A 21,502-nucleotide genomic window follows, 5' to 3' on the forward strand; every position below is an offset into this window, starting at 1 on the left:
CTACCCAGCTATTTCGGGTGCCGGATCGCTCGATAGCCCTTCACGTAACCATACGCGAACATGACTCCCCGGCCGCCCCACAGGACGTACCCGCTGAAGGGCTCCTTGATCAGGCCGATCGACGCGCCGAACCGGTCGGTGAAGTTGCTCTGCATCTGGTAGCCGGTGTTCACGCCGTTGCGGTGGGCCAGCGAGCGGTCGAACCAGTTGAGCGGGCGGTGGCTCCGGACGCCGTTGTCGATCTCCCACTTGCGGTGCTTGCCGACGTGGTCGTTCGGTTCGGCCTCGTCGTCCGAGGCGTGCCGCGGCTGGTACTCCTCGGGCTCGCCGTCGCCGGCGCCTTCCTCCTCGTCGTCCCCGCAGTTGTGGACGAGGACCGGCTTGCCGCCGGCAAGCACGTAGTACGTGTGGAGCTGCGCGACGGTGAGGTCGTGCATGTACTTCGCGCCGGTCCACACAACGGAGCCGATGACGACGGTCGTGGAGCCGTTCGGCGCGACCAGCCGGTCGCCCGCCGCCAGGTCGCCCGCGCGCTGCCACTGGTCGAGCGACTCGTTCCAGAACGGGTGGTTGGCGGTCGTCTCCAGGGTGGCTGCACCCTCGCCGTCCACCACATCGACGGTGGCGAACTCCTTGTCGAGGTTGAGGTGGGTGACCTCGACGGTCTCGGCGCGTGTCTCGCCGGTCTCCGGGTCGGTGGCCAGGACCTCGTCGCCGATCCGGACGTCCTTGATGGCCTTGACGGTGCCGCCCGCCATGAGGACCTTGGTGTCCGGGTCGAAGCTGTGCTTGCACGAGTCGCCCGAATCATCGTCGGTCTTGCCCGGCTTCTCGGGGTCCTTCGAGTCGTCGGTGCCGTCCCCGTCACGCTTGGGCTTGTCGGTGTTCTTGTCGGACCCTGGAACGCCGGAGTCGTTGTCGGGTGGCGAGCCGTTGCTGCCGCCGTTGCCGTCGTGATGGTCGTGGTGTGAGGGTCCGGTGTCGATGCCGGGGATCTTGACGTGGAACTTCTCGGCCAACCGTTTGGCGAGGCCGGCGGCCTTGGCGGACACGCCGCCCGCGCCGCCGGTCAGGGCGGACATCGCCATCTCGACCACGAGCTCGCCGATGGTCACGCCGCACTCGTAGGCGCTGGCGTCACCGCCGATGCACGAGGCGATCTGGTCGCAGATCCCGCTCAGCGCGCAGGCCCAGCCCATGAGCCAGTTGCCGGTCTTCTCCTCCCACTTCTTCGCGTCCCCCTCCATGGCCTTCCAGGCACCCTTGGGGTCCTTGAACATCTGCTTGAGGCCGCGGTACATGGCGAGGATGTTGATGGCGTTCCACATGCCCTTGAACAGGCCGCGGAGGAAGTCGCCGGCGTCGGACTTCAGGCCGCTCGGGTCCGACCACGTGGTCGGGTTGTTGTTCGAGTACGAGTAGCCGTGCAGCTGTTGCGGGTCGTTGAAGTCGACGATCGGGTCGACGGAGATGAACCGCCCGGTGTTCGGGTCGTACTCGCGGGCGCCGAGGTGCACCAGGCCGGTCGGGTCGGTGTCGCCGCCGACGAAGCCCTTCTTGTTCGGCCACGTCACCGCGGCGCCACGGGCTTCGCCGTAGGGCGTCTGGCGGCGGCGGGTCACAGTCTGCGCGGCGTCGGCGCTGATCGCGACGGTGCCGGTGCCCTGCTGGTCACCGCAGAGCCAGGCGATCCCGCTGCCGGTCCGCTGCCCCACGACCTGACCGTTGAACATGTAGTAGCGGGTGGCGGACAGGGAGGCGCCGGTGAGCCGGAGCTCCATCCCGCCGAGGTACAGCGTGGCGCCGGTGCCGTCCTTGGCCAGCAGCCGGTTGCCGGTCCCGTCGTAGATGTACGACGTGGTGCCGGTCGGGTCGGTCACCGAGCTGAGGTGCCCCTCGGCGTCCCACTGCAGCGTCTGCTGCCCGTTCGGGCCCGGCCGGGAGACGGTGTTGCCCGTCTTGTCGTACTCGAAGGTCGAGGTCTTGAGGACCTGCCCGGCGGAGTTCTTGAGCGTGGAACCCTTCAACAGGTGCGGCTGCGTACCGGCGACGCCCTGGTTCGGGTACGTGTAGTCGGTCGTCTGCAGCCCGGTCGGAGTGAGGCGGTCGATCTCCTTCAGCCTGGAACCGGTGCGCCCCTTGGGGTCGGTTGCGGTGCCGAAGTCCCACTCCTGCCAGTACGGTGCCGGACCGCCCATCGTGGTGGACGCGGGCGCGGTGGAGCAGTCGCCGCTCTGCGGGGTCCACGCCTGCTTGAGCCGGCGGACGTGGTCGTACTCAAAGCACTGCGTGTCCCGCTGCCCGTTGAGCGGGTTGTCGTCGACCTTCTTCAGGTTGCCGGCCGGGTCGTAGGTAAACGCCGCGTCGGCGACGTACGCGGAGCCGACCGACTTGATGACCGCCTGCCGCTTCACCCGACGCGTGACGTCGTCGTACTCCGTCTTGCTCTGCACGAACGGCGCCCCGGTCAGCGCCGTGGACCGGATCACCGAGCTCGACTCACCGAACTCCGTGTAGGTGGCGTCGGTGACGTAGTGCGTGACGTCGCCGTAGTTCGTGGTCAGCGCCTTCGGCAGAGCGGAGGTGCTGTCGTACTCGTACGTCAGCGTCTCGCCGGCGAGGTTGCCCGTCGTCGGCAGCACCACCGTGTTCGGGCTGCCGTCGACCTTGTACGTCATGCGCACCGAGTACGACGTACCCAGCAGACCCTCGGAGGTCGGGATCGTCACCCGCGTCTGAGTCGGCCGGTACAACGTGTCGGCGGTGATGAGCTCGCTCTTGTACTCATTGGTGCCGACGAACCGGGACACCGACTTCGTCAGGCCCTTCGCGGGCAGGTCGTAGACCGTCTTCGTCCGCAGCGCTCCGGTGATGCTGCCGTCGCGGGTCGTCTCCGGCCGGCCGAGGTCGTCGTAGGTGAAGGCCAGGATGCGGTTCTCGGCGTCCTTGCTGGTCTCCACCTCGTCCCAGGCGTTGTACGTCAGCTCGACCGCGCCCTTGTCGGGATCCACGGTCTTCTTGAGCCGGCCGAGGTCGTCGTACTCGTAGGACCACACGTTGCCGGACGCGTCGGTGACCTTCTCCAGCTGGCCGGTCTTGTTGTACCCGTAGCTGAGCTCGTCGTAGGTGCCGGTCGGGGTGCCGCCGTGGTACTGCCGCAGCTTCGTGGTCTGTCCGCGGTTGTCGGTGAACGTCGCACCCGCGGTCCCGCCCAGCGGCGGCGTGACCGTCGTGTAGTCGCCGTAGTAGTTCACGAGCGTGCCCCACTTGCGCACGTTCTCGGAGTACAGCGCGGTCTCCGTCGTGCGGCCCAGCGTGTCGAACGTGACCCGGGTCTGCGCCGGCACGTCGAGATCCGCCGGCTGGTGCAGGGTCGTGCCGGCCGTGCCGGTGGTGTCGTAGGCCTGGTTGGTCTTCCACACCCGGCCGAACGAGTCGTAGAAGTTGGTGTCGGCGATGATCCTGCCGCCACCGACCGCCTGGGTCTGCTTCTGCCGGGGTCGCAGCAGCCCGTCGTACAGGTCGAACAGCGACTGGTAGTTGCCGTTGGCGTCCTGGGCGCGGGTCTCGACGGCGTTCACCGAGGTTTTGCTGATCGTGTACCGGTATTCGACGCTGGGCGTGTTCAGGTTGCTGGCCTGCGCCCGGTCGGCGTACCACACCTTCGTGCGGCGCCCGAGCCCGTCGTACTGCGCCGAGGTGATCCGGCTGTTGATGTCGGACTCGGTGAGCACGTCGCCGTGCGCCGGGTCGATGGTGACCGTCGTGTCCCACAGCTTCGGGTTGGTGGTCGTCATCCCGACCAGCGGACCGCCAGAAGCGGGTGAGTACGCGGTCTTCGTCAGCCGACCGGCGATGTCGGTCGAGTCGGTCGTCCGGCCGTGCGGGTCGTGCTTGTACGTGCCGACGGTCTGGAACTGGACGTTGCCGCCGTTCCAGGCGCTCATCCGCTCGATCTTCGTGACCAGACCCGTGGTCGGCGTCGCGCCGTACGCGAGGTTGTCGTACGTGAACCGCATGTCGGAGATGACCTGATCCGCCGCGGACGGCGCGGCCGCCGAGCAGTCACCGGCCCAGGACCGCACCCGCTTCACCGAGTGCAGGAGCCACACGTTCGGGTCGGTGTTCGGCAGGTACTCCTGCAGCGTGCACTTGTCGTCGGTGGTGTCGGCGGGGTTGCCGAGGTCCTTCACCTTCAGCGGCACACCCCGCTGGTCGTTCTCCGTGACCGTCTCGAACCGGCGCCACTGGTTGTTGCTGATCGAGGCCCGGGTCGCGGTCTTCTCGGTCCCCGCGTACCGGGACTCGGTGACGACGCCGTTGACCGTCCGGCTCGCGGCGGCGTTCGTCGACCGCCACGGGGTCGTCACCGTGCCGGTGTTGACCGCCCCGTCCAGGTAGACGAGCTGCTCACGAGGCGAACCGGCGTACTGCTCGTAGTCCGGGAACGGGCCACCCTCCAGGCCTTCCACGTTGACCGTGCGGGTGCCGGATGCTGTCTTGTCGCCGTGCATGCCGCGGAAGTACAGGGTCTTCATCACCTGCTGCTTCGCGCCTTCACCGAACTTCGTCTTCACGTACGGGTAGCCACGCCACTGGCCCCACGACTTGTACTTCGCCTGGACCAGACCGTCCTCGCCGTCCCAGTGCCACAACGGCAGGTTCTGCGGGTTCTCGTACTCGTAGAACGTCTTCGTCGCGCTGCCACCGGCCGTCAGGTCGATCTGCTGCACCGAGTCCACGACGTACGTGTGGAAGTAGTCGGTGCGCGGCTGCGTGTACCCCTGCGGCACCCACTTCACCGGGTAACACCGCAACGTGTTGCTGTCCAACGCGTTCACGTTCGGCAGCCGGCCCGGGTTCACGCAGTCGGGGTCGCTGTAATCAACAGCGATCTCCGCACCCGCCTCGGTCCGGATCGACGTGATCCGCCACCAGTTCATCGCCGGCGCGAAGTCCGACCACACCGCATCCACGCGGTTGGGGAGCTGGATGCCCTCGAACGTCACCTCGGGCAGCGTCACCGCGGCGCCGTTCAAACCCTTGTGGGTGATGCCTTCCAGCCACAGACCCGCCCGGGTGCCGTCGCCCGGGTCGGGGAACGACTGCCGCAGGACCCACTGGTCGACGTCCTGGTAGCCGGACCCCTTCCACACCTTCGTGGTGACGCTGGTGAGCCGCTTGCTGCTCCAGAACGACGGCCCCGACTGCCAGCAGGTGCCGGTCGAGGCACAGTTCTGGTCCCACGGCGTGTCCGGCCAGTTGGTCTTGTCCTTGGTACCGCAGTTCGCCGTCACACACCGGTCGGAGACACCGAAGTGCACCTGCGCCGGAGCCGCCGTCGCCGTGTACACCGTGTCCGTGCCGCTGCGGTTGTCGGTGCCGTAGTCGATCCGCACCGGGTACGCGTCACGGTGGTAGACGACCGGCGAGTTCTCCTGCTTGTTTTTCGCGTAGTAGTTCGTGTCCCGCGCGTACCACAGCGACGCCGTGTTCCCGTACACGTCCTCGATGTAGTCGAGGTTCCACCGGTACGCCTGCGTACAGAACGACGCCGCGAACGTCGCACCCTTGCACGGCTCCGTCGCGTGGTTGCCCGCGACCGGGACCGCCTGCACCGAGTTCGTCTCCGGCTTGTTCGCCGTCCAACCCGGCAACCGGTTCCGGCCGAACCAGTACTTCGTCCCGTCCGCCCCGGTGACCTTCCAGTACTCGCCGTTGTCGTCACCGTTCGACGCGCCCGTTACCTTCTCGATCCGGGAGCCGTCGTCCTGCACGGGATGCCACAGGCCGCTGCCGTCCTTCAACAGCTCGCCACCGCCGCCGTTGAGCGACATCACCGCGTTGTCGGTCGCCCAGCACAGGTCACCGGTGTCCTCGGTGTTGTTCGCCTTGCTGCCCTTGTCATCGGCCTTGTCATCCGCACAGCCGACGTACCGGCGCTCGATGAACCCGGTGTCGTAGGAGAACCCCTCACCGACCCAGCCCGGCTGGTTGTTCGACGCCGCGTGCCGGCCGTCCACCGACTGCGACGCGTACGACAGACCCACCGTGGGAGCCGGGCCGCCGACGGCCGGCGGCACCCGCATCGGATACGACCAGGAGAACCCGCCCGCCGACCCACCGTGCGACCACGTCGACGACGGCGCGAGGGTCGTGGCACCGAAGTCACCGGCACCGCCCGACGGCCCCGCCGCCAGGGCCACCGTGACACTGCCCGAGGTCAGCTTGGACGCCGCCGCGGTCGTGACGGCCGCCGGCAGCGTCACCTCACCGGATACCGTCTTGGACTTGATGTTGTTGTCGGACTTCACCGGAATCGGCCGGCACGCCGCGTCATCCGGCGTCGTCTGGTGGCACTCCGGGACGACGAGCAGCCGCAGCCGGCTCCCCCAGTCCGCACCGAACGCCGACTCGAACGCCGCGTAGCTCGTCTCCAGCTTCACCGTGCCGGTGGTCGCCGCGTTGTCCGTGCGCGCGACCCGGAACATCACACCCTGCACGCCCGCAGCGCGCACCTCGTCCTGCGACAACGTCTGCACCCGGACCCGCTCAGGCCCCTTCGCGCCCGCGACCACCCGCAACGGCGACCCCGGCACCGACACCGCCGTCTCCGCCGGCGACGCGCTACCGGAGGCCCGCAGCTGGGTCCGTGCCGCGGCGATGTTCACCTCCGCGGTCGCAGCGGCCGGCCACTGCACCGAGCCGACCGACGCGCGACGCGCGGCCGCGGAAGCGGTGCCCGGCTGCGGCTGCTTCACCGCCACCGTGCCACCAGGCACGTCCTTGTAACGCTGCGCCGCCTCGGGCTTCGTCACCTTCGGGGCCGCCTGCACGGGCGGCACCACGAGGTTGGTGGCGGCCAGCGACAGGATCGCCGACGCGGCGACCACGCGCGTCACCCGCCCGAACAGCCGGCGGGACCGGCGTGGCAGCAGTGGCAGACCAGGGCTGAAGGACACAGTTCCTCCGCAGCAATGGGTGAGCGGCCACCGTCCACAAGAGACGGCAGCCGGACGAAGTCGAACGACAGCAGATGAAGAAAGAGGAATCCGGCCGGCCTACGCCGGCATACCGAGCATCCGCGGACTCATGTCGGCCGCTGTCTCGTGCGCAGCGCGCACCCATCACTGAACATGTGAAGCCTCCCCGTCAGGCCCATGCAGTCGCACCGGGGTCAATACCCGGGCAGGGCGAAATCTAGGGGCTCGCATCCACCGAAGTCAAGGTCTCACCTTGCGTACACGCCACAGGCACCACCAACCGGACATTCCTCCGGTGTCATCCCGAACCCACGGCGGTCGATTGACAGGGCGGTCGACCTGCCCCTACGTTTCGCTCACATCACTCTCGCGGGGGCCACAGTGATCAGACCTCATCGTGCCGTGCATCGACACGGCTCCTCCAAGCTCATGCGCCTGCTCGTAGGCCGGACCTAGCCGAAGCCATCGTGTTTGGCGTTGGCCCTCCCGCCGACGGACGTCCAGGCCGGCGTCTCGGCTGCCCTTCAGATACGCAGGTTGGCGCATTGCGCAGATACCGCTGACATGTCCACGAGGTCTCCGGAACCTGGTGCGTCTTTGGTCGATACACCAGATGCCGGAGACCTCAATCGATATAGATCGCCGCCACACCGACACACGGCCAGCGATCGACAACCACTTACCAAACACGCCTCAGGTTGCGAACAAAACTTCGGCAATCTGGTTTCAGGTTAGAAGGGAAACTCCGAGGGCGGCGAGGATGGACGGGGTTTCCGTCCACAGCATGTGGTTGTACCCGCCGGTGACCTCGCCCCATCCGGCGCTGTTGATGCCACGACTCTCCAAGGCTCCATTGCTGTACAGCGCCCAGACCGGCCCACCGCTGTCCCCGTGGTCCACCACGGCGCATGCGTCGCACGCGTATCCCTCGACTCCGACGCGGGTCTTGCCTGAGTCGTCGGTCCACTGGACGGCCTCGTTCGAGACGTAGAACGAGCAGACCATGTTCGAGGTGTAGCCGCTGTGGCAGAGATACTCGCCGTCCCACGAGTAGTCGTACCCGGTGAAGAAGTCAACAGTGGTGTCGTTCAACCACACGCCAGCAGACGCGTCGGTTTCGATGAGTTCGGCGTCGTGCAGCACGTCGATGTGGCGCACCCACCCGATCTGATCACCGCCGCCATCCTCCACTCCCGTGCCGATGCTGGTGAAACAGTGCTCGGCGGTGGCCAAGAACTCTTTGCCCGCACCGTTGCGGACGCCGAACGCCGACGTGCAGTTGTAGCCCGAGAATTCCCAGTCCCAGCGGATCGGTCCCCCGCCGTAGTACGGCGCGGAGTCGTTGGCCCGGGAAGTTGAGTAGACCTTGTCGCCGGTCACGAAGGTGAGGTGCGCTGCCGCCACGGCGGTTCTGTTCAGCCCGCTGCTTTGCGCGGCCAGCGTGGTGGCTCGGCCAGGGTCGCTGGCGCGGATCTCCAGGCCGCTGCCGTCACTGCGCAGCACGATGGAGTGGACCTCCACACCTTGCGCCTTCCAGGACTTGGCGGACTCCCACACCGCCATGCCTGCGGTATCCATCGCCTGCCGCGAGTACCGGCTCCGCTCGATGACCACGGGAACCTTCCCGGCGGCCGGATCAGACACGCGAGCCAGACCTTCCTGAACCATGCGGGCAGCCAGCTTCTCGTCTGTTGCGTAGAGCAGGACGCGGCCACCCTCGTGGTCGATCTTGAGGCCCGCAAACGTCTCCGCGTACCTCTCCCGCCCGATCTTCCCGATGCTCTTGGCTGCAGCGGTGACCGGATCGGCCGCAGGCAACCGCCGTGGCGCCTTGCTGGTTCGTCCCTCGCCGATTCTCTTTGCGGGCTCGCCCGGGGCGGCACTCGCCGCACTCGACCCGATAAGCGCTGTCGACACGAGTCCGATCACGACCAGTGCGGCTGTCGCTGACTTCAGTCGGCGGTATTGCATGATCCATCCTCCCCCATAGATGAAGATCGTGGTACTGAGGCTAGATTCGGCAGCCTGCCGGGCGTGACATCCGGGCGGAACGAATCGGAGTATGAACAAGTTGGCGGATAGGATTGCCAGGTGGTTCGTTCGCTTGATACAGAAGAAGAAGCGATAAAATAGACGCATGCGTATCGACACGCGTCGGCCGGGGGCGCGGTGGCTCATCGCCGGTGCTGTCCTCGTGGCGGTCGTCGTCGCGGCGATGCTGGTCGTCGCTTTACGATCCGGCCCACGCAAGCTGCCCGAGCCCACGATCCTGCGGTACTGCTCCGAGCCGGCCAGTCGCCCGCCGGCGAGTCGCTGCGCCAGCCCGCAAACCACCGGCACCTTGCGATTGCACGACTCGGCCCAGGCGGGTCCGCTGTGGCTTGGCGTCAGTGACCTACGAGCACCTCATGCGCGAATCGGGCTCTGGTTCCAAGGGGGAGCCACAACCCCTTGATTCCCAGGACATGGGGCGGTGGCGCCGACCCATGTCCTGGAACGCACTGCCGGCAGGACGCCGTCGCGCTATCGGCGCAGGACGAAGAAGGCCACGATGGCGGCGATGAGCAGGACCGCGGCGGTGATGGCGGCGGCGATCTTCGCGGTGCTGTAGGGGCGTTCGCCGGCTACCTCGCCCGTGCGGCCGTTGACCTGGATGTTGTAGGTCTTGCCGGCGTAGATGTAGCAGGCGAGCCAGACCGGCAGGAGCATCAGCTTGAAGGTCAGGTCGTGGTACTCGGTGTCGACGTGGTCGACGCGCTGCTCGTCGCCGCCGATGTCGTGGCGGCAGTCCTGCTCGATGACCGGGGCGATCTTCCGCTTCGCCTGGTCCAGGCCGGTTTCGGGTTCGACGTCGTAGCGGAGCGTCTCGTGGCCCGCCAGGTACTGGGCGTGGAAGGGCTGGGCGTCGGGCAGCGGCCACGGCTCCAGGGCGTCGAGGTGCTCCTGGGTGACCTTGGTCGTGCCGGTCACGAGCACGTCGTCGAAGGTGCGCCCGACGGTGCCGCTCGCGTGGTGCCACCGGGTCTTGCGCACCTGGCGGGTCTTCGTCTCGCCGTTCTCGGTGTAGGTCTCCGTGACCCAGTAGTGCTCACCGCGCTGGCCCTGGTAGTGCGAGACGGTCCGGGTGTCGTAGGTCCAGTGTGGCAGGTAGGTGCTCTTCGCGGACTCGGCCTCGGTGACCTTCTTCAGCCCGTTGGGCGCGAACCAGCGCGACGCCGCCCACGTGCGCAGCTGCGCACGCAGCTGCTGTTTGGTGAGGGCGAACGGCAGGACCGCCTCGGGCACGACCTGGTCGCCGGGGTTGACCTCGGCGACGACGGCCGCGCCGCAGAACCGGCAGCGGTCGGAGATCGCGTCGGACTCGGTCGCCGCACCGCAGTTCTGGCACTTGAAGACGTGCTTGGCCAGCAGCGCGATCGGCTTGCGGGGCAGGCCGGCGAACTGGTTCCAGTCGTGCTCGGCGATCTGGCGGGTGGCGGGGGCGATCTGGGTCTCGTGCCCGCAGTACGGGCACCGCAGCGCGGTGGTGCCGGGCGCGAACTCGACGTTCGCGCCGCACCCGGCGCACGGGTACTGCGTCTGTGTGATCACGGCTCAGCCCTGCGGCGGCAGCGGCGGCGGGACGGCGGCGAAGAGCGCGCCGAGCTCGGCGACCTGACCGGCGGGGGTCCACTGCGCCATGCCGTTCTTCCAGACCAGGGTGGTGCGGCTGACGGTGCCCGACCGGACCTGCGCGCCGAGCGCGTCGAGGTCGAACGGGCCCGCCTGCTGGCCGTTGACGCCGGCGAACCACTGGTCCTGCTGCGGCAGTGGCGGTGGGCCGGCCGGCGGCGGAGGGGACGACACCGGCTGGTTGAGCGCGTTCGCCATCCGCTGCCCGGCGGCCATGCCCAGGCCGAGGCCGAAGCCCTCGCCGGCGCCGCCGCCCGGGTTGTTGGCGGCGTCCTCCATGGCGTTGGCGGCCTGGAACGTCGTGTAGGCGTTCAGGTTGCCGACCACGCCCATGGAGGTGCGCTTGTCGATGGCCTCCTCGACCTCCGGCGGCAGGGAGATGTTCTCGATGATGAACTTCGGGATCTGCACGCCGTAGCCGGTCAGCTCCTCGGTCAGCACCCCGGCGAGCTTCTGCCCGATGACCAGCTGCTGCGCGGCCAGGTCGAGCGCCGGCACCTGCGCCGCCGCGAGGGCGCTGCCGAGGTGGCCGACGATGAGCTGGCGCAGGAACTCCTGCACCTCCTCGGTGCGGAACTGCGGGTCGGTGCCGACCAGCTCCCGCAGCAGCTTCGCCGCGTCGACGACCCGCAGCGAGTAGGCGCCGAACGCCCGCAGCCGGACCATCCCGAACTCGGCGTCACGCATCATCACCGGGTTCTGCGTGCCCCACTTGAAGTCGGTGAACTGCCGCGTGTTGACGAAGTAGACCTCGGCCTTCCACGGCGAGTCGAACCCGTACTTCCAGCCCTTGAGCGTGGTCAGGATCGGCAGGTTCTGCGTCTGCAGCGTGTACGTGCCGGGCGTGAAGACGTCGGCGACCTGGCCCTCGTTGACGAACACGGCCGTCTGCGACTCGCGCACGATCAGCTTGGCGCCCATCTTGATCTCGTTCTGGTACCTCGGGAAGCGCCAGACGATCGTGTCACGACTGTCATCGAGCCACTCGATGATGTCGATGAACTCGCCCCGTAGCTTCTCCACCAAACCCATGACGCGCGCTCCTTACTCCGCATGCACCGTTCGCACCGCGGCCAGACCATAGAGAATCCCATGATCCCGGACAAGCGCCACAGAGACTGTGTCGGCTTGTCGGCACTCACCGCCGACATCTGGCCCCCAGCCATCCGGCACGGCCGGCCCGGCGGTAAGCCTACGGCTCGGGCCGGGACCGCACGATCAGGTCGGCGAGCAGGGCCAGCGACCCGATGATCAGCCCGGTCAGGAAGATCATGACGGTGTTGTTCGCGAGCCTGATGGGGTGGACCGCGAGATCGTAGGTGCTCTTGACGACGCCGATCGTGACGAGCCACAGCGCGAGCGGCATGAGGGCCTTGAGCGGATCGAAGTACATCACCATCCGCAGGACCTGGAGGATGTACCGGTAGGCGTCGGCGATGAACCGGAACTTCGACGTGCCCGCGCGCTTCGCGTATTCGATCGGCACGTAGAGGATGTGATGCTGGTTGGACAGGAACGCCAGCGTGATGGTGGTGACGCAGGAGAATCCCGGGGGCAGCAGCCGCAGGTAGGGCTGCGCGACCTCGCGGCGGAAGGCCCGCATCCCGGAGTTGAGGTCGGGGATCGACTGGCTGGTGAGCCACTCGGCGATCTTGCGGATGACCCACTTCGCCGGGACCCGCAGCAGCTTGTGGCTGCCCTCCTCGGTGGTGCGCGCGCCGACGACCTGGTCGATGCTCGGGTCGTCGTGCAGCAGGCGGACGAGCTCGGGAATCCGGGCGTTGGGGTAGGTGAGGTCCGCGTCGGTCCAGACCACGATGGCGCCCGCGGCCATCCGGGACCCGAGCCGGCGGACGGTGCCCGATCCGCCGTTGCGGTGCAGCGCGACGACCTTCAGGTGCGGGAATGACGGCTCGGCCGCGCGGAGCACCTCGAGGGTGGCGTCGGTCGACGCGTCGTCGATCGCCAGCAGCTCGTAGGTGTAGCCGGACTCGTCGAGCGCGGCGCAGATCCGTTCGATCTCCTGGCGCACGTGCGCCTGCTCGTTGTAGCACGGCAGCACGACCGTGACGTCGAGGCTGCTGCTGGAACGGGCCGGCACGCTCCCGCCGCCCGCGATCGGGACCTGTTCTGTCAACGTCACTGCTGCCTCACTCGTGGACGGTGGTGCCGGCACAGCGTGCCGTCTTGCGTTCGGGTGCTCGCGCCGGGGCTACGGCAGAGGGGGTGACCGTCACAGTAGGCCGCTCCGGTGCCGGTCGCGAATTAGGGCGGCCCCGGTGAGGCGTATCACTCGCCCCGCCCTTGCCGGGGCGGCCGCACGCGGCGACGGTCTACGGTCCCGCCGGCCGGCGGGCCGCGGCGACCAGGCCGGGCCCGGTCTTCGGGAAGGCCCGTTGCAGCAGGCGGAAGGGTGCGGAGCCGCACCGGTTCAACGCGCCGCGCAGGCCGGACGAGGGCTGCAGGAGCCGCCCGGATCCGGCGCTGCGCTGCTGCGGTGACGTCGTGCCGGCCGCCCGGAGCCGTCTGCGGGCGATCACGTTCCGGCCGCCTTCCAGCACGTAACCCAGCGGCATCCCGTAGTGACGGATCCGGACGTCGACGAGTCCGGCGGCGGTCAGCAGGCCGTGCAGTGGTCCGGGGTCGTACCGGCGGAAGTGGCCGACGAGCTCGTCCGCGGCGGCGTACCGGCGCTGGTACGCGGGCACGGACAGCAGCAGCAGGCCGCCGGGCCGCACCCGCTCGACCCAGGCGGCCAGCGCCGCGGTGTCGTCGTCGAGGTGCTCCAGCACTTCGAACGCGCACACGACGTCGAACTGGCCGGGCTCCAGCAGCTCGAGGCGGGCGTTGCGGACCTCTCCCCCGCCGGCGTGGCGCAGCCGCTGCTCCGCCACCGTGAACGACGCCTGGTCGGGTTCGATGCCGAGGTACCGGTACCGCTGGGCGAGCCTGGCGCCGAAGCCACCCTGCCCGCACCCGATCTCCAGCACGTCCGTCGCGCCGGAGGACGGGAACAGGTGCATGACGGCGTCATGGCGGAGCCAGCCGTTCGGCGACAGCGGCGCGACGGCGTCCATCCGCCAGGCCGACATCGGCGCCCGCGGCGGCCCGGGCCGGGGATGCGGGTTGCTCATCGACGCCCCCTGGACGCGAGCCGCCCGGCACCGGCGGGCTCGCCGGCGCCGCCGTCACCGAGCCGCTCCCACAGCGGCGTCACGACGTGCTCGGGGGTGAACCGGGCCTCGGCGAGACCGCGGGCGGCCTGCCGCAGCCGGGCCGTCTCGGACCGGTCCGTGGCGAGCCGTCGCAGCGTCGTGGCCAGCGCGTGCGGGTCGCCGGCCGGGACCAGCAGCGCGGCGTCGCCGAGGGCGCGCCGCTGCGGCGGGGAGTCGGACGTGACCACGGCGCAGCCGGCGGCCGCACCCTGGAACACCTTGTTGGGCACCACCCGCATCGCCTTGTCGCTGGTGCCGAAGATGCCGAGGCACACGTCGTGCCCGGCGACGAGCGCGGGAAGGTCGCCGGCCGGCACCCAGGGCAGCCACGCGACGTCGGCGCCCTCGGCGGCGTGCCGGGTCGCCGCCTCGTCCTGCCCCTGCCCGACCATGGTGAAGGTGACGCCCTCCCCCGCCAGCAGGCGGGCCGCTTCGCCGATGACCGTGGCGCCCTGCAGCGGCGTGTAGAGGCCGAAGAACACCACCCGCAACGCACCACTGTCCGCGGCGTGTTCGCGGCCTGCCTCGAACCATGCCGAGGGAGCGCCGACGGCGACCGCGACGCTCCGGGCATGGTGCCGCGGCGGGAGCGCGGCACGGTGTTCGTCGGTGTCGACGACGATGAGGTCGGCGCGGCGCAGCGCGGCCCGGTCGACGGCGGCAAGCAGGCGGCGGCGCAGCCGGCCCCCGAGGCGGCGGTCCGCGGCGGTGTCCCCGGCGCCGGTCATGTGGTCCAGCACGATCGGCACCCGCCGGAACAGCAGCCGCGCCAGGTGGACGTCCAGCAGCCCGAGATACCCGACGACGACGGCGTCGACGGCGCCGACGCGGCGGGCCGCCCGCGCCAGCGAGACCCAGCGCCGGGCCACCGTGAGGACCAGGCCGGGCAGGCGCCACGGCTGCGCCACCGCCGCCACGCGAGCGGCGGTGCCGACACCGAGCGGGGCGTTGCACTCCACGACGTCGGCGCCGTGACCGCGAAGCCCTTCGGCGAGCACACCGACGCGTGGGTGCATCGCCGTGTCGTACGTGCCGAAGAACAGGACCCGCATGGCGCCCTAGCCTAGGTCATCGCCCGCGGCGGCCTCGGCGCACGTCAGCGGGGACTCCGGCGGCGGCCCGTCGCCCGGAGGGTAGGCTCGCCCGGTGCCTGATCCCGTAGCCGAAGCCGGGCAGCCACCCGCGAAGGCCGGCACGCGCAGGCGCATCGCGTCGTTCGTCGGGCGAGGGCTCACCAACCGCTGGACCAAGTGGTCGTTGCTCGGTGTCGCGGTGGTCGGCGGCGGTGTCGCCGTGGCGCGGCAGCGCGCCGACGTCGGCGCCGCGGTGACGCAGATCGGTGCCGGGGCGACCGCCGCCGCGGCCGCGCTCGTCGCCGTCGGGCTCCTGGCCACGATGCAGGTCTGGCGGACGCTGCTGGGCGGGCTCGGCTCGCCGTTGCCGGTCACGGCGGCGGCCCGGGTCTTCTTCGTCGGGCAGCTCGGCAAGTACCTGCCCGGGTCGATGTGGCCGGTGGTCGCCCAGATGGAGCTCGCCCACGCCCACCAGGTGCCGCGCAGCCGCACCGCGACCGCCGCCGTCCTGACGATGGCCGTGTCGCTCGGTGCCGGCCTGGTCACCGCCGCGGTCGTGCTCGCGGCGGGTGCCGGGGCGGTGACCGAGCGGTACTGGTGGGCGCTGCTCGGCGTGCCGGTCCTCGGTCTGCTGCTGCGCCCGAAGGTCGTCAACGCCGTCGTCGGGATGGCGCTGCGGGTGCTGCGCCGCCCGCCGCTGCCCCAGCCGCTGTCCGGCCGGACGATCGTCGTGTCGCTGGCCTGGGCGGTGGCGTCGTGGCTGCTGCTCGGCGCGCACGCGTGGCTGCTGAGCTGGCCGCTCACCGGCAGCCCGGGTGGGGTCGCGGCGCTGGCGGTCGGCGGTTTCACGCTGGCCTGGTGCCTGGGGTTCCTGGCGGTGGTCACGCCCGCCGGGGCCGGCGTCCGCGACGTGCTGCTGGTCGCGATCCTCGGCGCGCAGCTCAGCACCGGACAGGCGACCGCCGTCGCGGTGCTGTCCAGGGGGCTGCTGACCGCCGGTGACCTGGTCCTGGCCGGGGTGACGGCCGTCGCCGCCTACCTGGCGGTGCGCGCCCCCGGCCGGTCACGGTGAGCGACGCGGCGACCGGGGTCAGGGGCGGACCAGCCAGCACTCCAGCCGCCGCGGGTCGGTCCCGGTCGGGCGCCACGTGAGCACGTGCTGGTCCTCGTGGGTGTCCAGGTAGACGATCCGCTCCAGCGGCAGCCCGTAGGGCAGCAGCGTCAGCGTCGACGACGACATCAGCACCGGCACCTGGCCGGCCGCGCGGATGCCGGCGACGACCTCCTGCATGCGCTCCACCGTCGGGTTCTCCAGGGCCGCCACGGGCAGGCCGCACTGGTTGCGGATCGTGGGTGACCACTGCGTGTCCATCATGACGACCGAATCCGTCGGCCGCAGCGCCCGGCACACCGCGGCCGCGGCGTCCGGCTCGCCCACCTCGGTGCGGTTCGGCCCGAGCCGCGCGGTGACCACCAGCGCCGGCGCGGCGATCGCCAGCAGCACGACCAGCCGGGCGAGCGCACCCGTCGGTGTCGGCGCGAGCAGGCGTCCGGCCGCACGCCACCCGCCGGTCGCGGCCGCCCGGACGCGGCCGGTCCCGCCCGAGCGGATCAGCGCGGCAAGGGTCCAGGTGGCGAACAGCGCCACGGCGGGCAGCACCTCGACGACCAGCCGGCGGTCCGCCCACGGATGGTCGGGGGTGATCGCGGGGCGCAGCAGGGACGCCACCCCGGATCCGCCGTACACCAGCAGGATCGGCAGGAAGCGCCAGCCACGGCCGCGGGTGACGGCGTACACGACCCCGGCGGCGCCGATCCAGGCCAGCACCAGCACCGGCCAGCCCGTGTACCACGAGACCCAGGACACCGTCTGCTCCGCGTAGCTGCGGGTGCCGTCGACCGGAAGCCCGAACTGCTCCTGATGCGACGCGACGTACTCGATCGTGTTGGCCGCGGTGATGGAGCGGTCGACGTACAGCAGCGGCCGCACGGCAAGGAGCAGCCCCAGCACGAGGGTGCCGGCCGCGGCGACCGGCGGCGCCCAGCGCCACCAGCGCAAGGTCCGCACGTCACGGTGCCAGCGCCGCAGGAACAGCGCCAGCCCGGCGGTCACGACGGGCGACAGCACCAGGACCACGATCATGAGCCGGACCGACGACCAGTTGACCAGCACATACGGCCAGGTCACGAACCGGCAGTCGAGGAACCCCAGGCCGCCGCCGACCACGGCACCGGCGGCGAACGGCCAGACCCCACCCCGCCGGCGCAGCCACCACCAGCCGATCGCGGGGATCATGAGGGCGAAGTCCACCCCCATGTCGAGGCGGACCAGCTCACCGGCGGACAGCAGCAGACCTGACAGCGCCATCGACCAGCCGACGTCCCGGCGCGTCTCGGCGCTCCTCGCCGGCCCGTCCGCGCTCACCCCTGCGTTCCAGGCGCCGGCGGCCAGGCACAGCCCGGCGGCGAGCATGAGACACGCCAGCGGTTCGGAGTACGTCGTCTGGCTCACCCGCAGCATCGGCCACGCCGAGCCCAGCAGCAGCGCGGCCACCGGCGCCCACCGCGCCCCGAACAGGCGGCCGGCCAGCCCGCCGACGGCGAGCAGGGCCGCGCCGCCGACCAGCGCCGGCAGCACGAACATCCCCTGCCAACCGGCGACCCAGTGGGCGGCGGCGAGCATCGTCGGCCAGCCCGTCATGAACTGCGGCACGATCAGGCCGTCCTGCACGTAGAAGCCGGGGTGCGCGAACGTCAGCTGCGCCGCCGCGGCCCCGAAGGCGTCGACCGGCACCGGGGTGGTCAGGCCCGGATGGTCGCTCAGCCAGAGCCCGACCTGGGCATAGGTGCCGGCGTCACGGTGCAGCACCGCCTGCTGGCTGGATCTCACCGCGGCGAACCCGGCGAACCCGACGGCGATCGCCGACGTCGCGACGACCGCCGACCACGGCGCGGTGAACGACCCGGCGCCGCTGCGCCGCGGCAACCGCGTCGCCCACCGCACCAGCGGGATCGCCAGCACCACCGCGGCCGGCACCACGATGCCCGGGCGGAAGTGTCCCGTCGCGGCGAGCGGCACCGCGACCAGCAGCCATGCCGTCACCGCCACCGCGGGCACCACGGCCAGCAACAGCAGCAGCCGCCCCGCCCGGGCGCTGTCCGCCGAGGTGGCCTCGAGCAGACGACGGACTGCGGGGGCACGACGCGAAGGCGGGGCAGCGGGCTGCCCCGGCACGGTCGCCGCGGTAAACGACACGATGAACCAGACTCCACATCCTCGACCGGCACGGATCACCACGGCGCCCGATGTCCGGGACCGGCGATCCGCCGCGGAGAGCATAGTCGGGCCAGCTGGGAACCGCCCCGGACGTCAGCGCCCCGTCTGGTGACCGGGTGCCTGGCCCACCGTCAGCGTCGCCAGTGGCTCGGGGCCGACCGTGACCTCGTCCACGACGCCGCCGGCCAGGGCGGCCTGCCAGGCGGCCCGTTCATCGGCGTTGACGTGGCTGCGCACGAGCCAGATCCGCCCACCCGCGCCGGCCAGCCGTTCTGCGGCGGCGACGAGGTCGGCGACCGCGGCGGTGTCGCGTCCGGTCGCGACGAGGATCCGGCTGCCCGCGGTGTACGAGACGTACCATCCGGTGGCCATCGGGCCACCACGCCGCAGCAGCGGCGGGTCTTCGGTCCAGTAGTACGCGAAGCCGAACTGACCGGACATGTTCACGGCGATCACGTCGCCGGGCCGGCGGTGCGACGCGACGTACGCCACCTGGGCACGGACGTCCTCGCCGGGGTCGCCGGGGGCCGGCGGGCGCAGCAGCGCGCCGCTGTTCGCGATCGCGTACGCCGACACCGTGGTGACGACCAGGACCGCCGCCACCACGCTCCGTGTCCGTGCCCGGGTCCGTGCCGGCAGGTGGCCGGTCAGGTCGGCCGCCGTCCGCACCAGGCCGGTCCCGGCCACGGCCGCCGCGACGACCAGCAGGAAGTGCGACGTGCGCTGGTCCAGCAGCGGGTACACGCCGGCCAGCGCCGCCGCGACGACGATCACCGGGATCAGCAGCAGCGCCAGCGCTGTCGCCGGCCGGCGCAGCCGCGCGACCGCCACCACGCCCACCGCAGCCGCGGCGGCCACCAGCTGCCACGGGGCGCCCAACGCCGGCGTCAGCTCCGCCAGCCGGGTGCCGAGGTAGGACGGGAGCCCGCCGACCGTCGGGAAGTACCCCGACCAGTAGCCGGCCAGCGCGTCATTGCGGTTCGGCCGGTCGAGCACCACGTACACGAGCAACGCCGCCGCCGCGGTCCCGGCGCTGACCAGGGCGGTGTCCCGCAGCCGGCCCCGGGGCGCGCCGACGGCCGACGTGAGCAGGACCGCGCCGAGCACCGCCGCGCCGATGAGCGCCGCGGGATGGCTGAACAGCATCCCGGCCACCACGCCCGCACCGAGCAGGACCAGGCGGCGCCGGGACCAGGCCGATTCCAGCCACGCGGTCATCGCCAGCAGCAGCAACGCGACCGCGCCTTCGGCCGTGTACTGCTTCAGGTCGTGGCGCACCAGCTGCGCCGGGATCAGCAGCGTCGCGGCGCCCGCGGCGAGCCCGGCGGCGACGGCCCAGCCGCGGCCCGGCCAGCCGAGGCAGCGCCCGAAGGCGTAGCCGGCCAGCACCGACCCGGCGAGGAACAGCAGCGGGATCAGCCGCTGGAGCTGCCCGCCGCCCGGCACCGACCAGACCAGGAGCGTCCATCCGAGCGGTGTCGACGCCGTCACCCACGGCAGGTCCGCCAGCGGCGCCTTGGCCGCCAGCGCCACCCACGACTCGTCCAGCCAGTAGGGAGCGTCCAGCGCCGGGCCGATCCGGTGCACCACGGGCACGGCCGCCAGCAGCGCGCCAACGGCGACGGCGTCCGCGCGTCGCGCCGCTCCCGCGTCGGTCACGATCCGCCGCACGGTGGTGCGGGCGGGGCCGTCAGCTGAGGCAGCGCATCCGGATTGTGCAGCACGACGAAGTCACGCTCCCGGAAGACGACCCGGTAGCCGCTGCCCTGCAGCAGGTCGACCCGCGCGCGCTGGTCGTCGAGGCCGCAGAACGGGAACTGCGGGCGGGCGACGTCGGCGACCACCCACGGGGCCCAGCGGGGAGTCCGGTCCCACAGCAGCACCTGGGTGCGGCCGCTCAGGCGTGGCCCGAGACTGGAGGCGGTCTCGACCAGCGCCCCGTCCGGGACCTGCGCGGCCGCGTGCTCCATCGCCCGCATGTCGTCGGTCCACCGCCACTGCGACGGCCGGGCCAGCTGACCGAACGCCGAGCCGGGCAGCGCCAGCACCGCCGCGACGACCACCACGGCCGTCCAGACGGCGCCGAACCGGCGCATCCGCCGGTGCCGCGCGATCCGGGCCGCCCCGTCGACACCCGCGCACAGCAGCGGGATCACCACGAACGCGTTGTAGTGCGCCCCGGTGTCCCACCAGCCCGGCGACTCCGACAGCATCCGCTCGGCGATCAGCGGCAGCGTCACCGCCAGATACGGTGAGACCAGCGGCGTCAGTCCGGCGACCACCAGCAGCATCAGCATCGTGTGGGTCTTCGTCGCCGGGTTGAAGAAGGTGTACAGCGCATCGCCCGGCTGGCTGGCCACGTGCCACAGCACGGCCGGGACGGTCGGCCCGAAGTGGTCGTACGACCAGTAGTAGTCCGACCGGCCGCCGAACGCGGGGATGATGACCTGGGTGGCCAGGACCGTGTACGCCGGCCCGCCGAGGAGGCAGCCGAGGCCGAGGAGCACGTCGCCGCGCCGGCGCGGCCGGCCACGCTGCGGCAGCAGCAGGCACACCCCCACCCCGGCCAGCGCCAGCCCCATGTCCTCCTTCACGAGCAGCAGCGTCGCGCAGGCCAGCGCCACGTGCCGCCGCCGCCCGCGGCCGTGCCGGTACGCGGACAGCTGGTCGAACAGCACGGCGAACAGCAGCGGGGCGAACGCGACCTCGTGGAAGTCGAACCCGACGGCGCCCGCCACCGGCCACGACAGCGCATACGCCACCGCCACCCCGTAGGCGGCCGTGACCCCCAGCTCACGGTGCGTGAACCGCCACAGCGGCACGACCGCGCCGGCCAGCAGGACGGCCTGGGCCACCAGCAGCGTGCGAGGGTCGTCGTACACCAGGTACAGGGGCGCGAGCAGCACCAGCAGCGGCGACACGTGGTCACCGAGCACGCTGAAGTGCGGCCCGAACCCGTTGTGCACGCCCTTGACGATCGCCACCGGTAGATGCCCCTGGGCGTAGGCGCGCACCGCCTGGTCGAAGATCACCAGGTCGTACGTGGCCGAGCGCCACGTGCGGAACCGGTTGAGGGCGAGCACCGAATAGCACAGCGCCGCCGCGACCACGATCGCGGCGACGGCGACACGGTGCGACGGCCCGACGGCCCGCCGTGCCGGGACCACGGCGTCGCTGACCGCCGTGGCCGCCCCGGAGCTGGTCACGGTCGCATCAGCCCGGCCACCGTCATGGCGGTCAGCGTAGCTCCCGGGCTTCCGCCCGGAGGCGTGGAGTTGACGG

11 protein-coding genes are annotated in these 21,502 nt (G+C 71.0%); 1 reads left to right on the top strand and 10 read right to left on the bottom strand.

Going from position 1 to position 21,502, the window contains the following annotated elements:
• Positions 1–8 precede the first annotated feature (8 nt).
• From AB0J72_RS18905 to AB0J72_RS18935, 7 genes are all read right to left on the bottom strand, one after another.
• Positions 9–6,962, bottom strand: a complete 6,954-nt coding sequence (locus tag AB0J72_RS18905; protein WP_363400335.1) for a polymorphic toxin-type HINT domain-containing protein — start codon at positions 6,960–6,962, stop codon at positions 9–11.
• A gap of 747 nt (positions 6,963–7,709) precedes the next feature.
• Complete coding sequence (locus AB0J72_RS18910) at positions 7,710–9,323, bottom strand: hypothetical protein (RefSeq protein ID WP_363400337.1); 1,614 nt, start codon at positions 9,321–9,323, stop codon at positions 7,710–7,712.
• Between the two features lie 183 nt (positions 9,324–9,506).
• Positions 9,507–10,574, bottom strand: a complete 1,068-nt coding sequence (locus AB0J72_RS18915) for a hypothetical protein (protein ID WP_363400339.1) — start codon at positions 10,572–10,574, stop codon at positions 9,507–9,509.
• Between the two features lie 3 nt (positions 10,575–10,577).
• Positions 10,578–11,687, bottom strand: coding sequence for an SPFH domain-containing protein (locus AB0J72_RS18920; protein ID WP_363400341.1), 1,110 nt, complete (start codon positions 11,685–11,687; stop codon positions 10,578–10,580).
• Between the two features lie 160 nt (positions 11,688–11,847).
• Positions 11,848–12,798, bottom strand: a complete 951-nt coding sequence (locus AB0J72_RS18925) for a glycosyltransferase family 2 protein (RefSeq protein ID WP_363400343.1) — start codon at positions 12,796–12,798, stop codon at positions 11,848–11,850.
• Positions 12,799–12,988: 190 nt separating this feature from the next.
• Positions 12,989–13,789: a class I SAM-dependent methyltransferase gene (locus AB0J72_RS18930; protein WP_363400345.1), complete on the bottom strand. Its 801-nt coding sequence runs from the start codon at positions 13,787–13,789 to the stop codon at positions 12,989–12,991.
• On the bottom strand, positions 13,786–14,922 hold the full coding sequence (locus AB0J72_RS18935; RefSeq protein WP_363400347.1) for a glycosyltransferase: 1,137 nt from the start codon (positions 14,920–14,922) through the stop codon (positions 13,786–13,788). The genes AB0J72_RS18930 and AB0J72_RS18935 overlap by 4 nt, the downstream gene beginning before the upstream one ends.
• A gap of 94 nt (positions 14,923–15,016) precedes the next feature.
• On the opposite strand from AB0J72_RS18935, the gene AB0J72_RS18940 reads away from it, so the two are divergent.
• Positions 15,017–16,015, top strand: coding sequence for a lysylphosphatidylglycerol synthase domain-containing protein (locus AB0J72_RS18940; protein WP_363400349.1), 999 nt, complete (start codon positions 15,017–15,019; stop codon positions 16,013–16,015).
• An 18-nt stretch (positions 16,016–16,033) separates the two neighbouring features.
• On the opposite strand, the gene AB0J72_RS18945 is transcribed toward AB0J72_RS18940, so the two are convergent.
• From AB0J72_RS18945 to AB0J72_RS18955, 3 genes are all read right to left on the bottom strand, one after another.
• Positions 16,034–18,199, bottom strand: a complete 2,166-nt coding sequence (locus AB0J72_RS18945) for a hypothetical protein (RefSeq protein WP_363400351.1) — start codon at positions 18,197–18,199, stop codon at positions 16,034–16,036.
• A 114-nt stretch (positions 18,200–18,313) separates the two neighbouring features.
• Positions 18,314–19,879: a hypothetical protein gene (locus AB0J72_RS18950; protein WP_363400353.1), complete on the bottom strand. Its 1,566-nt coding sequence runs from the start codon at positions 19,877–19,879 to the stop codon at positions 18,314–18,316.
• Positions 19,876–21,426, bottom strand: coding sequence for a DUF2079 domain-containing protein (locus AB0J72_RS18955; RefSeq protein WP_363400355.1), 1,551 nt, complete (start codon positions 21,424–21,426; stop codon positions 19,876–19,878). Before AB0J72_RS18955 ends, AB0J72_RS18950 begins: the two co-directional genes overlap by 4 nt.
• Between the last annotated feature and the right edge of the window lie 76 nt (positions 21,427–21,502).

The sequence above is a fragment of the Dactylosporangium sp. NPDC049742 genome, from assembly GCF_040674675.1.
In the GTDB taxonomy this organism is placed as follows: domain Bacteria; phylum Actinomycetota; class Actinomycetes; order Mycobacteriales; family Micromonosporaceae; genus Dactylosporangium; species Dactylosporangium maewongense.

What these genes read in the sequence shown, in the direction of transcription:
- AB0J72_RS18920 (WP_363400341.1), bottom strand. Translation starts at nt 11,687, where the DNA reads ATGGGTTTGGTGGAGAAGCTACGGGGCGAGTTCATCGACATCATCGAG.
- AB0J72_RS18930 (WP_363400345.1), bottom strand. Translation starts at nt 13,789, where the DNA reads ATGAGCAACCCGCATCCCCGGCCCGGGCCGCCGCGGGCGCCGATGTCG.
- AB0J72_RS18935 (WP_363400347.1), bottom strand. Translation starts at nt 14,922, where the DNA reads ATGCGGGTCCTGTTCTTCGGCACGTACGACACGGCGATGCACCCACGC.